General features: G+C 67.1%; 17 protein-coding genes and 2 pseudogenes. 13 read left to right on the top strand and 6 right to left on the bottom strand.

Going from position 1 to position 20,367, the window contains the following annotated elements; all coding sequences use genetic code 11:
• Nucleotides 1-63 precede the first annotated feature (63 nt).
• From MPSD_RS08105 to MPSD_RS08075, 6 genes and pseudogenes are all read left to right on the top strand, one after another.
• Nucleotides 64-1,371: a magnesium transporter MgtE N-terminal domain-containing protein gene (locus tag MPSD_RS08105; RefSeq protein ID WP_036426821.1), complete on the top strand. Its 1,308-nt coding sequence runs from the start codon at nt 64-66 to the stop codon at nt 1,369-1,371.
• On the top strand, nt 1,368-1,898 hold the full coding sequence (locus MPSD_RS08100) for a DUF1003 domain-containing protein (RefSeq protein WP_020788252.1): 531 nt from the start codon (nt 1,368-1,370) through the stop codon (nt 1,896-1,898). Before MPSD_RS08105 ends, MPSD_RS08100 begins: the two co-directional genes overlap by 4 nt.
• Nucleotides 1,899-2,016: 118 nt before the next feature.
• A pseudogene (locus MPSD_RS08095) lies at nt 2,017-2,991 on the top strand (lytic transglycosylase domain-containing protein); the annotation flags it as partial.
• Nucleotides 2,992-3,113: 122 nt separating this feature from the next.
• Complete coding sequence (locus MPSD_RS08085; protein ID WP_420811887.1) at nt 3,114-4,316, top strand: ISAs1-like element IS2404/ISMul1 family transposase; 1,203 nt, start codon at nt 3,114-3,116, stop codon at nt 4,314-4,316.
• Nucleotides 4,317-4,349: 33 nt separating this feature from the next.
• Nucleotides 4,350-4,799, top strand: a pseudogene (locus tag MPSD_RS30520) (lytic transglycosylase domain-containing protein); the annotation flags it as partial.
• Between the two features lie 56 nt (nt 4,800-4,855).
• Nucleotides 4,856-6,016: an Mrp/NBP35 family ATP-binding protein gene (locus MPSD_RS08075; protein ID WP_012395785.1), complete on the top strand. Its 1,161-nt coding sequence runs from the start codon at nt 4,856-4,858 to the stop codon at nt 6,014-6,016.
• A 15-nt stretch (nt 6,017-6,031) separates the two neighbouring features.
• Here the strand turns inward: MPSD_RS08075 and tatB are convergent, their stop codons facing one another.
• The 4 genes from tatB to sigE all read right to left on the bottom strand — a co-directional run bounded on the left by tatB (nt 6,032) and on the right by sigE (nt 9,427).
• Entirely contained in the window at nt 6,032-6,424 is a 393-nt protein-coding gene (gene tatB, locus MPSD_RS08070; protein WP_011742078.1) for a Sec-independent protein translocase protein TatB, read from the bottom strand.
• Complete coding sequence (htrA, locus tag MPSD_RS08065) at nt 6,424-7,938, bottom strand: serine protease HtrA (RefSeq protein WP_036426825.1); 1,515 nt, start codon at nt 7,936-7,938, stop codon at nt 6,424-6,426. The genes tatB and htrA overlap by 1 nt, the downstream gene beginning before the upstream one ends.
• A 171-nt stretch (nt 7,939-8,109) precedes the next feature.
• Entirely contained in the window at nt 8,110-8,514 is a 405-nt protein-coding gene (gene rseA / locus MPSD_RS08060; protein ID WP_036426827.1) for an anti-sigma E factor RseA, read from the bottom strand.
• Nucleotides 8,515-8,659: 145 nt separating this feature from the next.
• Nucleotides 8,660-9,427 (bottom strand): RNA polymerase sigma factor SigE, encoded by a 768-nt coding sequence (gene sigE, locus MPSD_RS08055; RefSeq protein WP_020788257.1) that lies wholly within the window; start codon nt 9,425-9,427, stop codon nt 8,660-8,662.
• Nucleotides 9,428-9,649: 222 nt separating this feature from the next.
• Here sigE and MPSD_RS08050 point away from each other — a divergent pair, with 222 nt between their 5' ends.
• Nucleotides 9,650-10,324 (top strand): O-methyltransferase, encoded by a 675-nt coding sequence (locus MPSD_RS08050; protein ID WP_012395789.1) that lies wholly within the window; start codon nt 9,650-9,652, stop codon nt 10,322-10,324.
• Nucleotides 10,325-10,386: 62 nt separating this feature from the next.
• On the opposite strand, the gene MPSD_RS30700 is transcribed toward MPSD_RS08050, so the two are convergent.
• Both MPSD_RS30700 and MPSD_RS08045 read right to left on the bottom strand, forming a co-directional pair.
• Nucleotides 10,387-10,662, bottom strand: coding sequence for a pentapeptide repeat-containing protein (locus MPSD_RS30700; RefSeq protein WP_232022788.1), 276 nt, complete (start codon nt 10,660-10,662; stop codon nt 10,387-10,389).
• On the bottom strand, nt 10,578-12,179 hold the full coding sequence (locus MPSD_RS08045) for a PPE family protein (RefSeq protein WP_020788259.1): 1,602 nt from the start codon (nt 12,177-12,179) through the stop codon (nt 10,578-10,580). Before MPSD_RS08045 ends, MPSD_RS30700 begins: the two co-directional genes overlap by 85 nt.
• Before the next feature lie 206 nt (nt 12,180-12,385).
• On the opposite strand from MPSD_RS08045, the gene MPSD_RS08040 reads away from it, so the two are divergent.
• The 6 genes from MPSD_RS08040 to MPSD_RS08015 all read left to right on the top strand — a co-directional run bounded on the left by MPSD_RS08040 (nt 12,386) and on the right by MPSD_RS08015 (nt 20,279).
• Nucleotides 12,386-13,024 carry a TetR/AcrR family transcriptional regulator gene (locus MPSD_RS08040; protein WP_020788260.1) on the top strand — a complete coding sequence of 213 codons (639 nt, stop codon included), beginning with the start codon at nt 12,386-12,388 and terminating at the stop codon, nt 13,022-13,024.
• The gene (locus MPSD_RS08035; protein ID WP_015356788.1) at nt 13,014-13,961 is read left to right on the top strand and encodes an ABC transporter ATP-binding protein; all 948 of its coding nucleotides are present in this window, start codon (nt 13,014-13,016) and stop codon (nt 13,959-13,961) included. Before MPSD_RS08040 ends, MPSD_RS08035 begins: the two co-directional genes overlap by 11 nt.
• Nucleotides 13,958-15,601 carry an ABC transporter permease gene (locus tag MPSD_RS08030; RefSeq protein WP_020788262.1) on the top strand — a complete coding sequence of 548 codons (1,644 nt, stop codon included), beginning with the start codon at nt 13,958-13,960 and terminating at the stop codon, nt 15,599-15,601. Before MPSD_RS08035 ends, MPSD_RS08030 begins: the two co-directional genes overlap by 4 nt.
• Nucleotides 15,602-15,629: 28 nt before the next feature.
• Nucleotides 15,630-16,304 (top strand): methyltransferase family protein, encoded by a 675-nt coding sequence (locus tag MPSD_RS08025; RefSeq protein WP_012395794.1) that lies wholly within the window; start codon nt 15,630-15,632, stop codon nt 16,302-16,304.
• A 212-nt stretch (nt 16,305-16,516) separates the two neighbouring features.
• Entirely contained in the window at nt 16,517-18,382 is a 1,866-nt protein-coding gene (locus MPSD_RS08020) for a PE family protein (protein ID WP_119571714.1), read from the top strand.
• A 244-nt stretch (nt 18,383-18,626) separates the two neighbouring features.
• Nucleotides 18,627-20,279 (top strand): PE family protein, encoded by a 1,653-nt coding sequence (locus MPSD_RS08015; RefSeq protein WP_086085483.1) that lies wholly within the window; start codon nt 18,627-18,629, stop codon nt 20,277-20,279.
• Nucleotides 20,280-20,367: the final 88 nt, after the last annotated feature.

Here is a 20,367-nt window from a genome sequence, read left to right as displayed (position 1 = left end):
TTCGCGGCAATCGGCAACCCGGCTCGGTACCCCGCCGAGGGGGGGCTGCCTACGCTTTCCACCATGGGATCGGTCAAGAGGGTGTACGTGGCACGGCTTTCACGAATGATGGTGCTGGGGCCATTCGGGGAAACCTTCGGGCGGGTCCGCGACGTCGTCATCAGCATCAGCATCGTGCGCCAGCAACCGCGAGTGCTGGGGCTGGTCGTCGATTTGGCCACCCGTCGCAGCATCTTCATACCGATGCTGCGGGTTGCCGCAATTGAGCCGAACGCGGTGACACTGAGCACCGCGAGCGTGTCGCTGCGCCACTTCGAGCAGCAGCCGGGCGAAGTGCTGGCGATTGGCCAGGTGCTTGACACGCCGGTGCGGGTGAACGACCCCGACCTGCCGGAGCTGGCCAACGCCGACATCGTGATCACCGACCTGGGGATCGAGCAAACCCGAACACGCGACTGGATGGTCACCAGAGTCGCCGTCCGCAGCCCGCGACGGCTGGGACGCCGCGGGCCGCTACACGTCGTCGACTGGCAGAACGTGCGCGGGCTGACTCCATCGGCCCTAGCGATGCCCGATCAGGACGTGGCTCAGCTGCTCGACCAGTTCGAGGGGCGGCGGGCGGTCGACGTCGCCGACGCCATCCGCGGGCTTCCGTCGAAGCGCCGCTACGAGGTGTTCAAGGCTCTCGACGACGAGCGGTTGGCCGACATCTTGCAGGAGCTGCCCGAGCTGGATCAGGCCGAGGTGCTCTCCCAGCTGGGTACCGAGCGCGCCGCAGATGTGCTCGAGGAGATGGATCCCGACGACGCCGCGGACCTGCTCGGTGTGCTGAATCCAACCGATGCCGAGGTCTTGCTGACTCGGATGGACCCCGACGACTCCGATTCGGTGCGCCGCCTGCTGCAGCACTCTCCCGACACCGCGGGTGGGCTGATGACCTCGAATCCGGTGGTGCTGACCCCAGACACCTCGGTTGCCGAGGCGCTGGCCCGGGTGCGTGATCCGGACCTGACCCCAGCGTTGTCATCCATGGTTTTCGTGGCGCGCCCGCCCACGGCGACGCCCACCGGCCACTACGTGGGCTACGTGCATCTGCAGCGACTACCGCGCGAACCACCGGCCGAGCTGGTCGGCGGAATCGTGGATACCGACCTACTGACCCTGACACCAGAGACCCCCTTGGCCGACGTGACCCGCTACTTCGCCGCCTACAACCTGGTGTGCGGGCCTGTGGTCGACGACCAGAACCACCTGTTGGGAGCCGTCACGGTCGACGACCTGCTCGACCACTTGCTGCCCCATGACTGGCGGGTGGACGTCCAGCAGCTCGACCCCGCCGGCAGACCTGCCAGATCCGGAGGAGCCTTGTGAGCAAGACCCCAGCGGCACGACGGCTGTACACCCCTCGGACATCACGCGCCTTTGCACCGCGACTGGATCCCGAGGCGGTCGGGCGAACGACCGAGTCCATCACACGCTTCTTCGGAACCGGGCGCTACCTGCTGGTGCAGACGCTGATCGTGGTGATCTGGATATCGCTGAACCTGTTCGCGGTCAAGCTGCGCTGGGATCCGTACCCTTTCATCCTGCTGAATCTGGCTTTCTCCACTCAGGCCTCCTATGCGGCACCGCTGATTCTGCTGGCCCAGAACCGGCAGGAGAACCGCGACCGTGTCCTGCTCGACGGTGATCGCCGCCGCGCCGCGCAGACCAAGGCCGACACCGAGTATCTGGCCCGCGAGCTGGCCGCCTTGCGCCTGGCCATCGGCGCGGTACCGACTCGGGATTACCTGCGCCACGAGCTGGAGAGTCTGCGGGACCTGGTCGCGGAACTGCAGTCGGACCAACCCGATACGGAAACCAACGGGACTGAGCGGCGGGCCAAGAAAACCTACTGAGATCCGAGTACCCCATTGCGCCACTCGCGTCACAGGAGTTATGTATGGTGATCTAGTTCACGAAGTTATCGATATGTAAGTTTCCCGACGCCATACATAAACATCGAGGACGGTCGAGGTGCGCATAGGGGGCCGCTGGGTTGCTCACCCGGCCGTCGCATCGGTGCGGCAACGAGCACTCCGTGCCAAAACGCCGGTATTCGGCATCGCCATGATCACCCCATTGGTATTCGCGGGCGCGGTCGGCGCCACGGCTCCCGCGTCATACGGGAAGACACCGGCCGTTCGGGCTGTCATCACGCCGGTGGCGGCGGTGGCACCGTCGCCCGCCATCGACCTGTCCGGCCCGAGCATCGTCGCCGTCGAGCGCCCTCCGACCAACTTCCACATCGCTGCGGGCACCACCGCGGCCCCACCGCCGGCGAGAGTCGTGAATGCCCCCGGAGCCCTGGGCATTCCCATCATGGCGCTGACCGCCTATCGAAATGCCGAGCAGAAAATGGCCACCGCCGCTCCGGCCTGTGGCATCAGCTGGAACCTGCTGGCCGGCATCGGCCGCATCGAATCGATGCACGCCAACGGCGGGGCCGTTGACGAACGCGGCACCGCGGTGAACCCGATCTATGGGCCCGCCCTGGATGGCACCCTGCCCGGCAACGAAGTGATCATCCAAAGCAAGGTCGGCAACCGGGTCACCTACGCCCGGGCAATGGGCCCAATGCAGTTCCTGCCCGGCACCTGGGCGCGCTATGCCTCCGACGGCGACAGCGACGGGGTGCCCGACCCACAAAACATCTTCGACTCCACGCTGGCCGCCGCCCGGTACCTGTGCAGCGGCGGGCTGAACCTACGGGATCCAGGTCAGGTCATGGCCGCAATCTTGCGGTACAACAACTCGATGCCCTACGCGCAAAACGTGCTGGGCTGGGCCGCGGCGTACGCCACCGGCGTGCTGCCCGCCGACCTGCCGCCGATTACCGCGCCGCCCCCACCGATTGGCGACGCTCACCTGGAGCATCCGGAAGGCCTCGGCCCGAATTTGCCGTTGAACGCCAACGGCTTGGGGCCCGCCCAGGGCTCCGGCGTTGTTGATTAGCAGGCTTGTGAGCTGGGTTGATGATCTTTGGTGCCGCGCTATTGGGGCCGGAGTGTAGGCACGGGCTATCTGGAGAACGATCGAGTTGGTTACTGTTCGTCGTTGGTCTGGAGTTGCCCGTGCCTACCGTTTCAGTATTGCCTGTGTCGTCGGTTCCAGAGGTGTTCGACTGCTGGAGTCCTGGTGAGCGCAGCGAGCTCATCGGATCGGAGTTTCTCGATGTGTTGGCCTCGGTGCCAGACCCGAGGGACCCACGCGGTCGGAGGTATTCGCTGGTGGCTTTGTTGGCGATCGCGGTTCTGGCCACTGCCGCGGGGATGCGCGGCTATGCTGGTTTTGCCACATGGGCGGCCACCGCTCCCGATGATGTGTTGGCCCAATTAGGGGTCCGGTTCCGGCGGCCCAGTGAGAAGACCTTCCGCGCTGTTTTGTCTCGGCTAGACCCCGCCGACCTCAACGCCAGGATGGGCAGTTACTTCACTGCACACGTGGCCAGCAGCGACCCCAGTGGATTGGTGCCGATCGCGTTGGACGGCAAGATGCTGCGTGGTGCTTTACGCGCCAAAGCGACAGCCACGCATCTCGTGTCGGTGTTCGCCCACCGTGCCCGATTGGTGCTCGGTCAACTCGCTGTCGCCGAGAAAAGCAATGAAATTCCCTGCGTACGTGCCCTGCTCACGCTGCTGCCGGGTAGCTTGCGGTGGCTGGTCACCGTGGATGCGATGCATACCCAGGTCGTCACCGCGAAGTTGATCTGCGCCACCTTGAAGTCGCACTACCTGATGATCGTCAAGTCCAACCAAGCCAAAATACTTGCGCGTATCACCGCGCTGCCCTGGGCCGAGGTGCCCACAGCCGCTACCGACGACTCCCGCGGCCACGGCCGTGTCGAGACCCGCACCCCGCAAATCATCACCGCTGCACGAGGAATCGGCTTCCCCTACGCAAAACAAATCATCCGGATCACTCGTGAACGCTTGATCACCGCCACCGACCAGCGCAGCGTGGAGGTGGTCTATGCCATCTGCAGCCTGCCCTTCGAGCACGCCCGCCCTACCGCGATCATGACCTGGATGCGTCAACACTGGGGAATCGAGAACAGCCTGCACTGGATACGCGACGTCACCTTCGACGAAGACCGTCAAAGGGCACATACCGGAAACGGCGCACAGGTCCTAGCAACGCTACGCAACACCGCGATCAATCTGCACCGCCTCAACGGCGCCGACAACATCGCCGAAGCCTGCCGGATCACCGCTTTGACCGCCAACCGCCGCCTAGACCTCCTCAATCCACAATCCCCCAGCTCACAAGCCTGCTAATCAACAACGCCGGAGCCCTGGGGGCCCGCCGACCCGCTCTCCCACATGCCGTTGATCGACTTTGCCCCGCCGCAGATGCCGGCGCCTCCCCCGCCGATGTTCCCGTGGATGCAGCCCACGCCGCAGCCGTTGGCGCCACAGCCCGGGTGCACCCTGATCTGCGTCACCAACCCGCCCGAGGCGGTCCCGCCACCCGCTCCGATGCCGTTCGGACTCATGCCGCCACCGCCTGCCCCCGCCGCGCCGCCACCGCCAGATCCACTGGCTCCACTGGGCGCTCCCCCGGTCGGCGGTCCGCCGGCGGCTCCCGCACCCGCACCGGCTGGCCCGCCGGTACCCGGTGGTCCGGCACCGGCCGGCCCGGCACCTGCACCCGCTGGCCCGGCACCGGCACCCGGCGCACCGGCGCCGGCTGGGCCTGCTCCCACCCCCACACCCAGCGGGCCGGCTCCCGGCGAACCGGTACTCACCCCGGTCCACTGACCACTTGGCTGGCCGCAGGGCCGTAGCCCAGCCGCAGCCGCATAGACTCGGCAGTGATGTCCGGAACCCCAGATAACGCCGCCGATCAGTCCTCGACAACCCAAGCTATCCGGGCCGCACTGGCCAAGGTGGTTGATCCCGAGCTGCGCCGCCCCATCACCGAACTCGGAATGGTCAAGAGCGTCGAGGTCGCCCCCGACGGCGCGGTGCACGTCGAGATCTACCTCACCACCGGTGCGTGTCCGAAAAAGACCGAAATCAGCGAGCGCGTCACCCAAGCGGTGGCCGACGTGCCCGGTACCGGGGACGTGCGGGTCAGTTTGGATGTGATGAGCGACGAGCAGCGCACCGAGTTGCGCAAGCTGCTACGCGGGGACGCGCGCGAACCGGTCATCCCGTTCGCCCAACCCAGCTCATTGACGCGGGTATATGCGGTCGCCTCGGGCAAGGGCGGCGTGGGGAAGTCCACCGTCACCGTCAACCTGGCGGCCGCAATGGCCGCCCGCGGCCTGTCGGTGGGCGTCCTCGATGCCGATATCCACGGCCACTCCATTCCGCGGATGATGGGCACCACCGACCGGCCCACCCAGGTCGAGTCGATGATCCTGCCGCCCATCGCCCATGAGGTGCGGGTGATCTCGATCGCCCAGTTCACCCAGGAAAACACGCCGGTGGTGTGGCGGGGACCGATGCTGCACCGGGCCCTGCAGCAGTTCCTGGCCGACGTGTACTGGGGCGACCTGGATGTGCTGCTGCTCGATCTGCCGCCCGGTACGGGCGATATCGCCATTTCGGTGGCTCAGCTGATCCCCAATGCTGAGATCCTGGTCATCACGACGCCGCAGCTGGCCGCTGCCGAGGTGGCCGAACGCGCCGGCAGCATCGCGCTACAAACCCGCCAGCGGATTGTCGGCGTGGTGGAGAACATGTCTGGACTGACGCTGCCCGATGGCACCACGATGCACGTATTCGGTGAGGGCGGTGGCCGGCAAGTGGCAGAAAGGCTGACCCGCGCGGTCGGCGCCGACGTGCCGCTGCTCGGACAGATCCCGCTGGACCCGGCACTGGTGGACGCCGGGGATTCGGGAATGCCGATGGTGCTGCGCGCACCCGACTCCGCGGTGGGCAAGGAGCTGCTCAGCATCGCCGACAGCCTGGCCTCGCGACGCCGTGGGCTGACCGGCATGTCGCTGGGATTGGACCCGAAGCGGCGCTGAGCGCTCGCTTACGGTCTAGGTTGCGTCGGAATCAAACGGCGGGCGAACCGGCTCATCCGGCGCCTCCTGGGCGGATGCCACCGCATCCACGGCCGGAGTTGCAGACGCCGCCTTGTCGAAGTTCCCGGTGAAGATCGAGTCGTCGCCGTCGAGCAGGTGTTTGGTCAGCGCCGCACGCGGCGTCATCCCCCGCAGCTTCTGTAACTCGCCGAGCTGCCCGCGCAGATCATCGAACTCAGGCCCCATGTCGTCGCGGAGTTGGCTGGTGACCCCGCTGAGATAGTCACGCGCCTGACGCAACGCGCCCGAACTCCAGCGGATGGCGCCCGGGAGCCGTTCCGGCCCAAGCACGACCAGCCCGACCACGACGAGCACGAGCATTTCCCCCCAGCCGATGTTGGCGAACACTAGCTGGAATCGGGGTCGGGTTTGACGGTCAGCGTGACATGGCGACCATCGCGGACGACCTCCACCGGGGCGTCTTGCCCGATGGTCAGCTGACGCACGGCGACGACGAATTCATCGGAGTCGGCAACACTGCGGTTGCCGATCTTTACGATCACGTCGTTTTCCAGGATTCCGGCCTTCTGCGCGGGGCTTCCGGCCTTCACGTTGGCCACCTGCGCACCCGAGGCAATCGCGTTGCTCACCGAGCGCGTCGAGATCCCGATCGTCGGGTGCACGATCTTCCCGTCTTTGATCAGGGTTTCGGCGACGAACTTCATCTCATTGACCGGGATTGCGAAACCCAGCCCGCTGGCACTGTCCGACAGCGACTTGCCGGCGGTATTGATGCCGATCACCTGGGAGTCCATGTCGATCAGCGGACCGCCGGAGTTGCCGTGGTTGATCGAGGCATCGGTCTGGATGGCGTCGATGACCGTGTCGGTGTCGGAGCCCTCCCCCGACAGCGGGACCGGGCGATGCAGCGCACTGACAATGCCTTCGGTCACCGTGCTGCGCAAGCCCAGCGGCGCACCGACCGCCAGCACCTCATCGCCAACCCGGACCTTGTCGGAATTGCCGAGGCGGGCCACGGTCAGATTGTCGACGTTGTCGACCTTGAGTACCGCCAGGTCGGTCTTGGGGTCGCGGCCCACCAGGCTGGCCGGCACCTCCTTGCCGTCGTTGAACACCACGGTCGTCTTGAACTGGCTGGGGTTGTTGGCGGCCTCGGAGATCACGTGGTTGTTGGTGACGATGTAGCCACGCCCATCGACGATGACACCGGAACCCTGCATGCCCTCCTGGTCGCTCTTGGTCTCGATAGTTACCACCGAGTCGGCGACCGCGGCCGCCACCTTGGTGAACCGGCCCGCCGGCTCTTGGGCGTTGCCGTTGGTGGACAAGGTCACCTTCGACGTTGTGAACGCCTCGACGACTTCGGCCGTCTTGCGGCCGATGACACCGCCGAGCGCCCCAATCACCAGCGCGATCACGGCCAGCACAATCAGCGCCAGGTAGGAAACCTGGCCGCCGAACAACACGTCACGAACGCCGAGCTTGCCGGTTCGGCCCAGCGCGCCCTGCGGTAACGGCGCGGCTACCGCGGGGGTACCCAATGCTGCCGCAGCACCCGGATCGCGCCATGGGTCATCAGCCTCGTCCGCCTGGCCACCGTCTTTCTCGGCATCCAAGGCGCCGGCGTCGATGGGGTGGCGCTGCAGCGAGTCGGCACCGCCGACGGGACGGCTGAAGGCCTCCTCCAATACCGGGTCCGCCGGTTGATCGTGGGGCTCGTACTCGGACTGGTCGCGATACCGCTGCGGGCGCACCCGCTCGGCCACAAACGATCCCTGGACCCCCGATGGACGCCCGAACGTTTGCCATGCCGCGGAATCGACTGGTGGCCGGGAGATGGGACGGGGCGCCAGGCGGGGGCCGCCGTCTTGGCCACTGTTGTTGCCTTGGTCGGAGGTCACGTGATCCTCTTCTACATCCTCAATTGAGCGTTCGAGACGGGAGTCAACACGAGCCGTCCTATTGGCACGGCGTTGTCGGTGTCCACCCTAGTATCCATGGATCCCGGCTAGTCGGCATGAACCCGCACGCAGCAACTCCCGGGCAGTGCGTATCGGCGCGCAGCTGCCAAGCTAGCGCCGCTTCCGCTGATCACGGGCCTGGCGCTCGGCGAACGAGTCGGCGAGCCCGGTGGTGTCCTCGGGGGCGCCCTCCGAAGGATGATGCGGAATCTCCGACAGTATTCCCAGCAGCGCGGTTGGGATGCGGATGGGGTGGGAGTCACGCAGCGCCGCCCGCGCCCGGGTGTGGTCCTCTACCTCGGCCGCGCATTGCGGACACATCGACAAATGATGCGCGGCCCGCAGGTGTGCGTTCATCCGCAGCTCACCGTCGACAAACGCCGCAATCGCCTCGATGGACAGGTGCTCGGTAGAGCGGAAGCGACGAGGCGCACCTACCGGCGCATCGCTTTGAGAAGCGAACTGAGCAGGAAGCCAGGAGAACGCGCGCCGAAACACATGCCCCCGGTCGGCCATCACCAGCTCCTTCCCGCCATCGATATGTCGAATGTAGCGCGGTCCGGTGCCTGATAACCATTATTGGCCAGTAGAACCCCAGGATTTGGGATCAGTTGGCAACCATGCGGAAGCCAAACCGATGGTTCGACGCACGTTCGACGAGCTATCGGGCGGTACCGACAAGCCTCGGGCTCAGTTCGCTGTGTTCGGGATGCGCGGCGAGGTAGTCACGCAACGCCTGCCGTCCGCGGTGAATCCGGCTACGCACGGTGCCCAGCTTCACGCCCAGGGTGGCGCCGATTTCCTCGTAGGACAGACCTTCGATGTCACACAGGACGACCGCGGCGCGGAACTCCGGCGGCAGTGAATCGAGCGCCGCCTGCAAGTCGGGTCCCAGCCGTGAGTCGTGGTAGATCTGCTCGGGGTTGGGGTCGTCGGCAGGCACCCGGTCGTAGTCCTCGGGCAACGCTTCCATCCGGATGCGCGACCGGCGGCGGACCATGTCGAGAAAGAGGTTGGTAGTGATGCGGTGCAACCAGCCCTCGAAGGTGCCCGGCTGGTAGTTCTGGACGGACCGGAACACCCTGATGAACGTTTCCTGAGTGAGATCCTCAGCGTCCTGTTGATTGCCCGACAGGCGAGAGGCCAGCCGGTACACCCGGTCGGCGTGCTGGCGCACCAACTCATCCCACGACGGCATCGCAGCCTTGTCACCGGTCGCATCGAATACCGCGGTGCCCAGCAACCCATCAGAGGTTTCGGCCCACTCGTCGTCGCGGACCAGTTGGGGGTGAGACATGGTCGTGGTGCTCAAGGTGGTGATGGTGTGTTCCTCCGGCTTTTCCCTGCCATCAGACATCGGCAGTTCGTCACCGGCGGCAACGCGCAGTTGCCATTCTGTATTCCCGAGCCCGCGTCCTCCACGTTCCATGCCGTTACCGTCGCGTACCGGCGTATGGGCGGCATATGAGCAAACTGAGGTTTAGCTGAGAAACCAATTCGTTACCTGCGTTATCCTGCAACTATACACTCGTTATGAAGCTCGATTGCATCGTCAGCCTTGGGCGTGTCGGCTTGCGCGATGTCGCGACGCCACTCCTGGCAACGGGCGCGCCTGCCCGACTGCGTCGCCAATCCGACATACGCTGCGGGCATGCATGGCACCGATAGCAGCTCAGACACCCCAGGCCAGCCGGCCCCGAGTCGAGCCGAATTGCTGTCTGCCCACGCTGAGGGATCGATCTCGGAAGACACGATCCTCAAGACCGCCCGGGACCGGGCTGTCGACATCGGCGTTGGGGCGGTAACACCCGCGGTCGGCGCGCTCTTGAGCATGCTGGCCAAGCTCAGTGGCGGCAAGGCGGTGGCGGAAGTAGGCACCGGCGCCGGTGTCAGCGGCTTGTGGTTGCTATCCGGCATGAGCGATGACGGGGTGTTGACCACGATCGACATCGAGCCCGAGCATCTGCGGGTCGCCAAGCAGGCGTTCACCGAAGCCGGTATCGGACCCTCGCGCACCCGGCTCATCAGCGGCCGCGCTCAAGAGGTGCTGACGCGACTCGCCGATGACTCTTATGACCTGGTGTTCGTTGACGCCGACCCGATCGATCAGCCCGACTATGTGGTCGAGGGCGTGCGGTTGCTGCGCTCCGGCGGGGTGATCGTGGTGCATCGGGCCGCTCTTGGCGGCCGGGCCGGCGATCCGGCCGCGCGCGACGCCGAGGTGACCGCGGTACGGGAGGCGGCACGCCTGATCGCCGAGGATGAACGGCTCACCCCGGCGCTGGTGCCGCTGGGTGACGGTGTGCTGGCCGCGGTCCGCGACTAGTTGAGGCGGGCTTGCGGATCTCGCCGTGAGCGCGGCGATCGACGGTCGCACCGACTAGGACGTCACGAGCGGCCGAAGAAGCCCGACTGGTAGTCGCCCGCGTTGAATCCGCCCGAGTTGTAGTGGCCCGAATTGCCGAAGCCCGAGCTATTGCTGCCCTGGTTGCCCACGCCCGTGTTGTGGTCACCCGAGTTGAAAAGACCGGTGTTGTAGTAGCCGGTGCTGGCCAAGCCCACGACGTGGTCCCCGGAGCTCAGCCAGCCGACGTGTAGGCCGCCGTCGCCGTAGTTGAAGAAGCCGGTGTCGGTGCCACCGGCGCTGGAATTGAAGAAACCCACGTTGTATCCACCGCCGCCTGAGTTTCCGACACCGGAGCTGTACCCCCGGCCGACGAGTTGATCAGGCCCGAGTTGTAGCTACCGGAGTTGAAGAAGCCGGAGTTTCCGGTTCCCGAGTTACCGAAGCCGGAATTGCCGCTGTGGGTGCCTGTGCCGCCCACACCCGTGTTGACGTTGCCCGTGTTCCACAGACCGGTATTACTGTCGCCCGCATTGAAAAGTCCGGTGTTGGCGTAGCCGGCATTGAAGAAGCCAGTGTTGCCGGCCTGTCCGATGGTTCCGGCCCCAGTCACCGGGTTTGCGTCGTTGCCCCCGACGTTGAAAGCGCCCGTGTTGCCGATACCCGCGTTGGCCCAACCCACGTTGGCGAAGACCGCGTTGAACATGCCTACGTTGTGGTTGCCCGCGTTGAAAAAGCCGATGTCATGACCGAAGAGCGCGGAGGTGCCGCCGCCGGAGTTGAAGCCGCCCAGATTGCCGTTCCCCGAGTTCGCCAAGCCGAGGTTGGCGTTGCCCGCATTGAATAGGCCGTCGTTGACACTGCCCGCGTTCCACCAGCCGGTATTGGTGCTGCCGGTGTTGCCGATGCCGGTGTTGAGGCTGCCCGAGTTCACTGCGCCCCAGTTGGTGCTGCCCGTGTTGGCAAGGCCCCAGTTGTCAGAGCCCGAGTTGAAAAAGCCACTGTTACCGGCGCCCGAATTGAACAAGCCAGTGTTGCCGGCGCCGGAGTTCCAGCCCCCGAAACCGATTTGGTTGTCCCCGGTCAGCCCGATACCGATATTGCCGTCGCCCGTGTTCGCCAGGCCGATGTTGCCGTTGCCGGTGTTGCCGAGACCGATGTTGAAGCTGCCGTCGTTCCCGAACCCGAGATTCCAGCCGGCGCCGTTGGCGTTGAACCCGCCGATACCGATCTGATTGTCGCCGGAAAGCCCGATACCGATGTTGTTGTTGCCGACGTTGCCGATGCCGAGATTGACACCCGACAGACCCGGCAGGTTTTGCAGCACTGTTTGCCACGGCGCCAGCGCTGCCGCTGAGGCCGAAACCCCCGCGTGGTAGCCGGACATCGCAGCCACGTCCTGCGCCCACATCTGCCCGTACTGGGCTTCGACCGCCGCGATCGCCGGCGCATTGAAGCCGAACAGATTCGAGCGCACCAGCGACACGAACTGAGATCGGTTTTGTCCCACCGCGACTGGATGAATCATCGCCGCCCAGGCGGCCTCGAATGTCGACGCCACGGTCTTGGCCTGACCAGCCGCGGACTGGGCGCGGGCCGCCGCCACCGATAGCCAAGCCGAATACGGGGCCGCGGCGGCGGTCATCGCAGCTGCCGCCGGCCCCTGCCAGGATCCGCCGACGAGGCCCGATGTCACCGACCCAAAAGAGTCGGCGGCCGAACTCAGTTCCGCCGCCAGCCCATCCCAGGCGGCCGCGGCCTGCAGCATCGGGCCGGATCCCGCCCCGGCAAAGATTCGCGCCGAGTTGATCTCCGGCGGCAATATCGAAAAGTTCACCGCTCCCCCGAACTTCGTAGACCGGCCTTCGCCGATATTGGCGATATCAAGATCGGTAACGCGAGTTACCGTACCCCGCTCGGGGCGAGCTTTGGCCGCGTTTGATCAAAGTTCACCAGCCGCATTCGGGCTATTGCGACGCCGGCGATTTCCACCAGGTAGCCAGTCCTTGACGATGCCCTGAACGTAGGTTTAGTGTATTGAACATGCGTTCAGTCGACTTGACTGCGGCGGCGCGCATCAGGGATGCGGCGATCGAGCAGTTCGGTCAGCACGGCTTCGGTGTCAGCCTGCGCGCCATCGCCGAAGGTGCGGGAGTGAGCGCGGCGCTGGTCATCCACCACTTCGGCTCCAAGGAGGGCCTGCGCAAGGCCTGTGACAACTACGTCGCCGAAGAGATCCGCAGCGAGAAGTTGACGGCGATGCAGTCCAACGACCCGGCCACCTGGCTCGGCCAACTTGCCCAAGTCGAGTCATACGCACCGCTGATGGCCTACCTGGTACGCAGCATGCAGTCCGGCAGCGAGCTGGCCATGATGCTGTGGCAGCAGATGATCGACAACGCCGAGGAATACCTTGCGGAGGGCGTTCGAGCCGGCACCATCAAAGCCAGCCGCGACCCGAAAGCCAGGGCGAAGTTTCTGGCCATCACCGGGGCTGGGGGGTTTCTGCTGTATCTGCAAATGCACCAGACGCCAACCGATTTGCGTGCGGTATTGCGTGACTACGCGCGGGACATGCTGCTGCCATCGCTCGAGATCTATACCGAAGGCCTGATGGCCGACAGCACCATGTACGACGCCTTCCTCGCGCAGGACAACCAAGGAGAATCTCATGGCCACTGACATCGGCTCGACACCCATCGAGATCCGGGGTCTAACCAAGAACTTCGGTTCGTTGCGCGCACTCGATGAACTGGACTTGACGGTGCGCGAGGGAGAGGTTCACGGCTTCTTGGGCCCCAACGGCGCCGGGAAGTCGACGACCATCCGCATCCTGCTGGGCCTGGTGAAGGCGGATAGCGGAAGTGTGCGCCTGTTGGGCGGCAATCCGTGGACCGACGCAGTCGAGCTGCATCGCCAGATCGCCTACGTGCCCGGTGATGTCACACTGTGGCCGTCGCTGACCGGCGGCGAGATCATTGATCTGCTCGCCCGGATGCGCGGAGGTATCGATCAAGATCGTCGTGCGGAGTTGATCGAGCGCTTCGGCCTGGACCCGCACAAGAAGTCCCGAACGTACTCGAAGGGCAACCGGCAGAAGGTTTCGCTGATCTCCGCCTTTTCCTCACGGGCCCGGCTGCTGTTGTTGGACGAACCCTCCAGCGGCTTGGACCCATTGATGGAAAACGTGTTTCAGCAGTGCGTCGACGAAGCGCGCGGCAGGGGGGTGACGGTGCTGCTGTCCAGCCACATCCTGGCCGAAACCGAGGCGCTGTGTGAGCGGATAACCATCATCCGGGCCGGAAGAACCGTGGAGAGCGGTTCGCTGGCCTCCATGCGCCACCTCAGCCGCACCTCGATCAAGGCTGAAATGATCGGCGATCCAGGAGATCTCACCAGGATCCAAGGAGTCGAAGACGTCACCGTCGACGGCAACACGCTACATGTCCAGGTCGACAGCGAGAGCCTGGGCGAGCTGGTGCGGGTACTGGGCGAAGCCGGCGTACGCAGTCTCGTCAGCCAGCCACCGACTCTGGAAGAGCTGTTTCTGCGTCACTACAGCGTTGGCCCCGATGGCGAGGCCCAACACCGCAGCGGCACCGGAGTCGCAGCGCGATGAGCACCACGGTCCTGGACCGGCCAAGCCGGCCCGCACATCGCGGACCGCAACGCGCATCGGGGCTCGCCGGGACGCTCCGGCTATTGCGCCTGTACCTGCGCCGCGACCGAGTTGGGTTGCCGCTGCGGGTGATGCTGCTGTCGGTGCCGCTGGCCACGGTCTACGTCGGCAGTATTCAAGCGGTCTACCCCGACCAGGCGGCCCGCGCCGTCGCCGCGGCCGCCATCATGGCCAGCCCCGCCCAGCGCGCGCTCTACGGCCCCGTCTACAACGACAGCCTCGGTGCCGTCGGGGTCTGGAAAGCCGGGATGTTCCACACCCTGATCGCGGTGGCCGTCATCCTCACGATGATTCGTCACACCCGAGCCGACGAAGAAACCGGCCGTGCCGAACTGGTCGAGTCCACCGCGGTGGGCCGGTATGCGAATCTCACTGCCGCACTGCTGCTGTCGTTCGGCGCGTCGGTCGCCACCGGTGCGATCGGCGCGGCGGGCCTACTCACCACCGACGTGCCCGCGGCCGGGTCACTGGCGTTCGGTGCCGCCCTGGCCGCCTCCGGGCTGGTCTTCACCTCCGTTGCCGCGGTTTGCGCACAGCTGTCGCCAAGTGCCCGGTCCTGCCGCAGTGCCGCGTTCGCCGTGCTGGGCACCGCATTCACCTTGCGGGCGATCGGTGATGCCGGTTCCGGCGCGCTGTCCTGGTTCTCCCCGCTGGGGTGGTCCCTGCTGGTCAGACCCTATGCAGGTGAGCGGTGGTGGGTGTTGCTGTTGCCCTTGGCGACAACGGCGGCGCTGACCGTGCTGGCCTATCGGCTGCGCGCCGGCCGCGACGTCGGCGCCGGGCTCATCGCCGAGCGCGCCGGCGCCGGAGCCGCCGCGCCCATGCTGAGCAACACGTTCGGGCTGGCCTGGCGGCTCGACCGCGGCGCACTGCTGCTGTGGACCATCGGGCTGTGCCTGTACGGCCTGGTGATGGGCAGCGTGGTGCACGGAATCGGCGATCAACTGGGCGACAACACCGCGGTGCGTGAGATCGTCACCCGGATGGGTGGCACCGCTGCGCTCGAGGAAGCCTTCGTCACGCTGGCCTTCACCCTCGTCGGCATGGTTGCCGCCGCATTTACCATTTCGCTGACCCTGCGCTTGCATCAGGAAGAGACCGGCCAGCGCGCCGAGCCGCTGCTGGCCGGATCGGTTTCCCGGACGCGTTGGCTATCAAGCCATCTGGTGATGGCACTGGCCGGGTCGGCCGTGGCCACCGTGCTCTCCGGTTTGGTCGCCGGAATCGCCTATGGCATCGCGGCAGGCGATGTCGGCGCCAAACTAGCGACCGTTGTCGGCGCCGCTGCGGTACAGCTTCCCGCCGTGTGGCTGCTGGCGGCGGTAGCCGTTGGGCTATTCAGTCTGGCTCCACGATTCACGCCGGTCGTGTGGGGCGTGCTGATCGGATTCGTCGCACTGTACCTACTTGGTTCACTCGCGGGAGTTCCACAGTGGCTGCTCGACCTGGAGCCGTTCGCCCACGTTCCGCGAATCGGCCGTGATTTCACCGCCGTACCGCTGCTGTGGCTGCTGGCCATCGATATCACGCTGATCTTGCTGGGCGCCCTGGCTTTGCGGCGGCGCGATCTACGTTGCTGAAATAACGGCCGACCTGACTGGGAGCAAGATGAAAACCGTTGTTCGAGTGGCGCTGTCATCAATCGTCGGCCTGGTCGCGTTCGGCCTCATCGTGTTCATCCCGGCCGGCACATTCGACTATTGGCAGGCCTGGGTCTTCATGGCAGTCTTCGCCGTCGCAACGTTGGTACCCAGCATCTACCTGGGACGAACGAATCCCGCTGCGCTGCAGCGACGTATGCACGCCGGACCTCGAGCGGAAAGTCGAGGTATCCAAAAGGTCATCATCACGGCGGCATTTGTTGCGCTGTTCGCGATGGTGGCGCTCAGCGCGCTCGACCATCGATTCGGCTGGTCGTCGGTCCCGACGGCGGTGTGCCTGATCGGCGACCTGCTGATCGCGACCGGGCTAGGGATCGCGATGCTGGTGGTCATCCAGAACGGCTATGCGGCGGCGACCATCACCGTCGAATCCGATCAAAAGGTGGTATCCACCGGCCTCTACAGCCTGGTGCGACACCCAATGTATGTCGGGAATGTGATCCTGATGCTGGGCATACCCCTGGCACTGGGTTCCTACTGGGGTCTGGTGATTGTCCCGCCGAGCGTGCTGGTTCTGGCCTTTCGCATCCTCGACGAGGAGAGCGCACTGGTTGACCAACTGGACGGGTATCGCGACTACATGCAACAGGTGCGGTATCGATTACTGCCGCGGGTGTGGTAGCGAACTGGGATCAGCGCCAGGAAAGCCGCTTGCCTGCCGACAGCGCCTAACGGGCACACCCCTCCCCCAGCACGCAACGACGTTGACGAAGCACCCACCCACACCCGGCGCAGCGGATATGAGTCTGGCGGAATCACCAGACCACCGTTGCGGGTCGCGCTACGTTGTTGCTCGTAGCTGGTCCGTTGCGGACCGTTCGGTGGAGGTCAACGATGTCGTACCTGGTGGCGGTGCCCGAGATGTTGGCCTCGGCGGCGTTGGATCTAGACAACATCGGTTCGACGATCACCGCGGCCAATGCGGCGGCAGCGGCGCCGACCACTGCGGTGCTGGCGGCCGGGGCCGACGAGATATCCGCGGCGGTCGCGGCGCTATTCACCGGGCACGCGCAGGCCTACCAATGGCTGGGTGCCCAGGCCGGGGCTTTTCATTCCCAGTTCATCCAGGCCTTGACCGGATCGGGAAGCGCGTATGCGGCCGCCGAAGCGGCCAACGCCTCGCCATTGCAGACCGCGGCACAGGAGCTGCTTGCGGTGATCAATACGCCCACCCAGACGTTGTTAGGGCGCCCGCTGATCGGCAACGGCGCTGACGGGGCCCCCGGACAAGCCGGCGGGGATGGCGGCCTGCTCTACGGCAACGGCGGCAACGGCGGCACCAGCACCACCGCCGGCGTCGCCGGCGGGGACGGCGGGGCGGCCGGGTTGATCGGCAACGGCGGTGCCGGCGGTGGCGGCGGGGCCGGCGCCCTCGGCGGCAACGGCGGGGCCGGCGGCTGGCTCTTCGGCCAAGGTGGCGCCGGTGGCAATGGCGGCACCGCGACTCTGGCCGGAGGGGCCGGTGGGGCGGGCGGCGTCGGTGGCAGTGCGGGCCTCTGGGGAACCGGCGGGGCCGGCGGCAACGGCGGCTTTGGTGCGCTCAACCTGGCCGGCGACGGAGGGGCCGGCGCGGGTGGCGGTGACGGCGGTCGCGGTGGATGGCTGTACGGCAACGGCGGTGTCGGTGGCACCGGCGGAACCGGCGGGATCGGATTACAAGGTGCCAGTGGCGGCGACGGAGGGGCCGGCGGCGGCGCCGGTGTGTGGGGTACCGGTGGCGTCGGCGGAAACGGCGGCACCGGTGGCATCGGTCTGGATGGCGTTGCCGGCCATATCGGCGGCGGCAATGCCGGCAACGCAGGCAATGGCGGCACCGGCGGCAGTGGCGGGTTGCTGATCGGCAACGGCGGTGACGGTGGCCACGGCGGCACCGGCGGTGGCGGCGGTCGCGGTATCAACGGCGCCGACGGCGGCCACGGAGGCGATGGCGGCAACGGCGGCCACGGAGGCGATGGCGGCAACGGCGGCCACGGAGGCGATGGCGGCAACGGCGGCGCCGCCGGTAGCGCAGGGCTGCTGTTCGGCGATGGCGGTACCGGTGGACACGGCGGCGCCGGCTTCGGCGGGGGCAATGGCAGCGGCAACCCCATAGGCGGCCAGGGCGGCAATGCTGGTGTCGCAGGTAATGGCGGCGCCGGGGGCAGTGCGGCGATGCTCTTTGGCAACGGAGGGGCTGGTGGGAACGGTGGCTCCGGCGGCGACGGCGGCCACGGCGGCAACTCCGCCCTTTCTGTGCCCGGCAGCATTGGCGGCGACGCCGGTGCCGGCGGCACCGGAGGTTCCGCCGGGAAGTCCGGGCTGTTGTTCGGCGCCGGCGGAGCCGGCGGGCAGGGTGGCGGTGGCGGCACCGGCGGAGACGGCGGTGACTGTGCCGGCGCCAACATCGGCGGAGACGGCGGTGCCGGGGGCGCCGGCGGCCTGGGCGGCAACGGCACCGACGGTGGCTGGCTATACGGCAACGGCGGCGGCGGCGCAGGCGGGCAAGGCGGCGACGGAGGGCACGGTGGTAGCCCCGTCGGATTCGACGGCAAGTCAGGAGTCGGCGGCGACGGGGGCGACGGCGGCAACGCCCGAATCATCGGCAACGGTGGCAACGGCGGAAACGGTGGCAACGGCGGCGTGGGCAGTACCGACGGCGATGGCGGGCAGGGTGGCGCAGCAGGGCTGTTGTTCGGCCAACCCGGTTCTATGGGGACCTAGCCACCAGTTCCCTCGGCGAGCAGACACAAAATCGCCCATTTTCGCCACGGCCAATGCGATTTTGTGTCTGCTCGCGGTGGTGAGCCGCCGGGCAGCGGGAACTTTGCCGGCACGCCGGAAGCCGGGGAATCGATGAAGTCCGGGTGAACCAGCAGCGGGTGGGACCAGGTCGGGATACGTTGTTTTCACCGTTTTCACCGTTTTCACCGAAGGTTCGACCACGACCCAGGGGGGCCGGTCAGCAATGTCGTTTTTGGTAACCGCGCCAGAGATTTTGGCGGCGGCAGCAACAGACTTGGACGGTATCGGCGCAGCGATCGGCGCTGCCAACGCCGCGGCTGCGGCTCCCACTACCGCGGTGCTGGCCGCCGGTGCCGACGAGATATCGGCCGCGATGGCGTCGCTGTTCACCGCTCATGCGCAGGCCTATCAGGGGCTCAGCGTTCAGGTGGGGGCGTTTCATAACCAGTTCGTGCAAGCGTTGACCGGCGCGGGGGGCGCCTACGCGGCCGCCGAGGCGGCGAACGTCTCGCCGTTGCAGGCGGCGGCGCAAGACATGCTGACGGCGATCCGTGCCCCCGCCCAGGCGTTGCTGGGGCGCCCGCTGATCGGCAACGGTGCCGACGGGGCCCCCGGACAAGCCGGCGGGGATGGCGGATTGCTCTACGGCAACGGCGGTAACGGCGGCACCAGCACCACCGCGGGCGTGGCCGGCGGCGCCGGCGGGTCCGCGGGACTGATCGGCAACGGCGGAGCCGGTGGCGGCGGCGGGGCCGGCGCCGTCGGCGGCAACGGCGGGGCCGGCGGGTGGCTCTTCGGCAATGGCGGGGCCGGTGGAGCCGACGGCGCGACACCGGGCATCGGTGGGGGCGGTGGGGCAGGCGGGGCCGGTGGGATCGGTGGGGCCGCCGGATTGTTCGGCAACGGCGGGGCAGGCGGTGTCGGCGGCGACGGAGGACTCAACTACTACGGCGACGGAGGTGTGGCCGGGGCCGGCGGCGACGGAGGCCGCGGCGGGTGGCTGCACGGCGACGGCGGTGACGGTGGCGCCGGGGGTGACGGCGGACGGGGCCTGCCCGGCGGTGACGGAGGACGCGGTGGCGCCGGGGGCTGCACCGGGTTATGGGGCTCCGGAGGCGCCGGCGGACAGGGCGGTACGGGCGGCACCGGCCTCGACGGCAACGCCCCCTTCGCCGACGGCCAGCATCCGGTGATTCTTGACGGCGGCCACGGCGGCACCGGTGGCAACGGCGGCGCTGCCGGCAACGGCGGGTTGCTGTTCGGCAACGGCGGCAACGGCGGGCTGGGCGGCATGGGCGGCGGCGGCGGCAACGGTCTCCCCTCGACAGGAGTCGGCGGAGATGGCGGCGACGGCGGCAATGGCGGCACCGCCGGCAACGGGGGCTGGCTGATTGGCAACGGCGGGACCGGAGGCCAGGGCGGAGCCGGTTTCGCCGGCGGGACGGGAGCCGACAATGTCTCGGCCGGAAGACCCGGCGGGGCCGGCGGCACCGGCGGCATCGGTGCCGGTGGCGGCAACGCCGGGCTCATCGGCATTGGCGGCAACGGCGGCAATGGCGGCATGGGCGGAGCTGGCGGCGACAGCGGCTACGGCGACCAAACGGGCGGCCAAGGCGGAAATGACGGCATGGGCGGAGCTGGCGGCGCCGCCGGCAACGGCGGCCTACTGCTTGGCAGCGGCAGCCGCGGCGGCGACGGCGGCGACGGCGGCAACGGCGGCTGGCTTTACGGAGACGGCGGGGCCGGCGGTGCTGGCGGCAATGGCGGTTTCGGTGGATCAGGCGTTCAGAACGGCGCCGGCGGAACCGGCGCACCCCCCGGTGCCGACGGACACAGCGGCGCCGATGGGTTGTTGTCCGCGGCGCTGGGGGCCTGAGCCAGCAGATCCGCGTCGCGAGCAGACGCAAAATCGCCCTGTTGAGTTCGAAAAGGCGCGATTTTGTGTCTGCTCGCGCGGGAAAGGT

This window comes from Mycobacterium pseudoshottsii JCM 15466, from assembly GCF_003584745.1.
Lineage (GTDB): Bacteria > Actinomycetota > Actinomycetes > Mycobacteriales > Mycobacteriaceae > Mycobacterium > Mycobacterium marinum.
The sequence above is the reverse complement of the archived record's forward strand: the minus strand, read 5'-3'. Positions and strand labels throughout refer to the sequence as shown.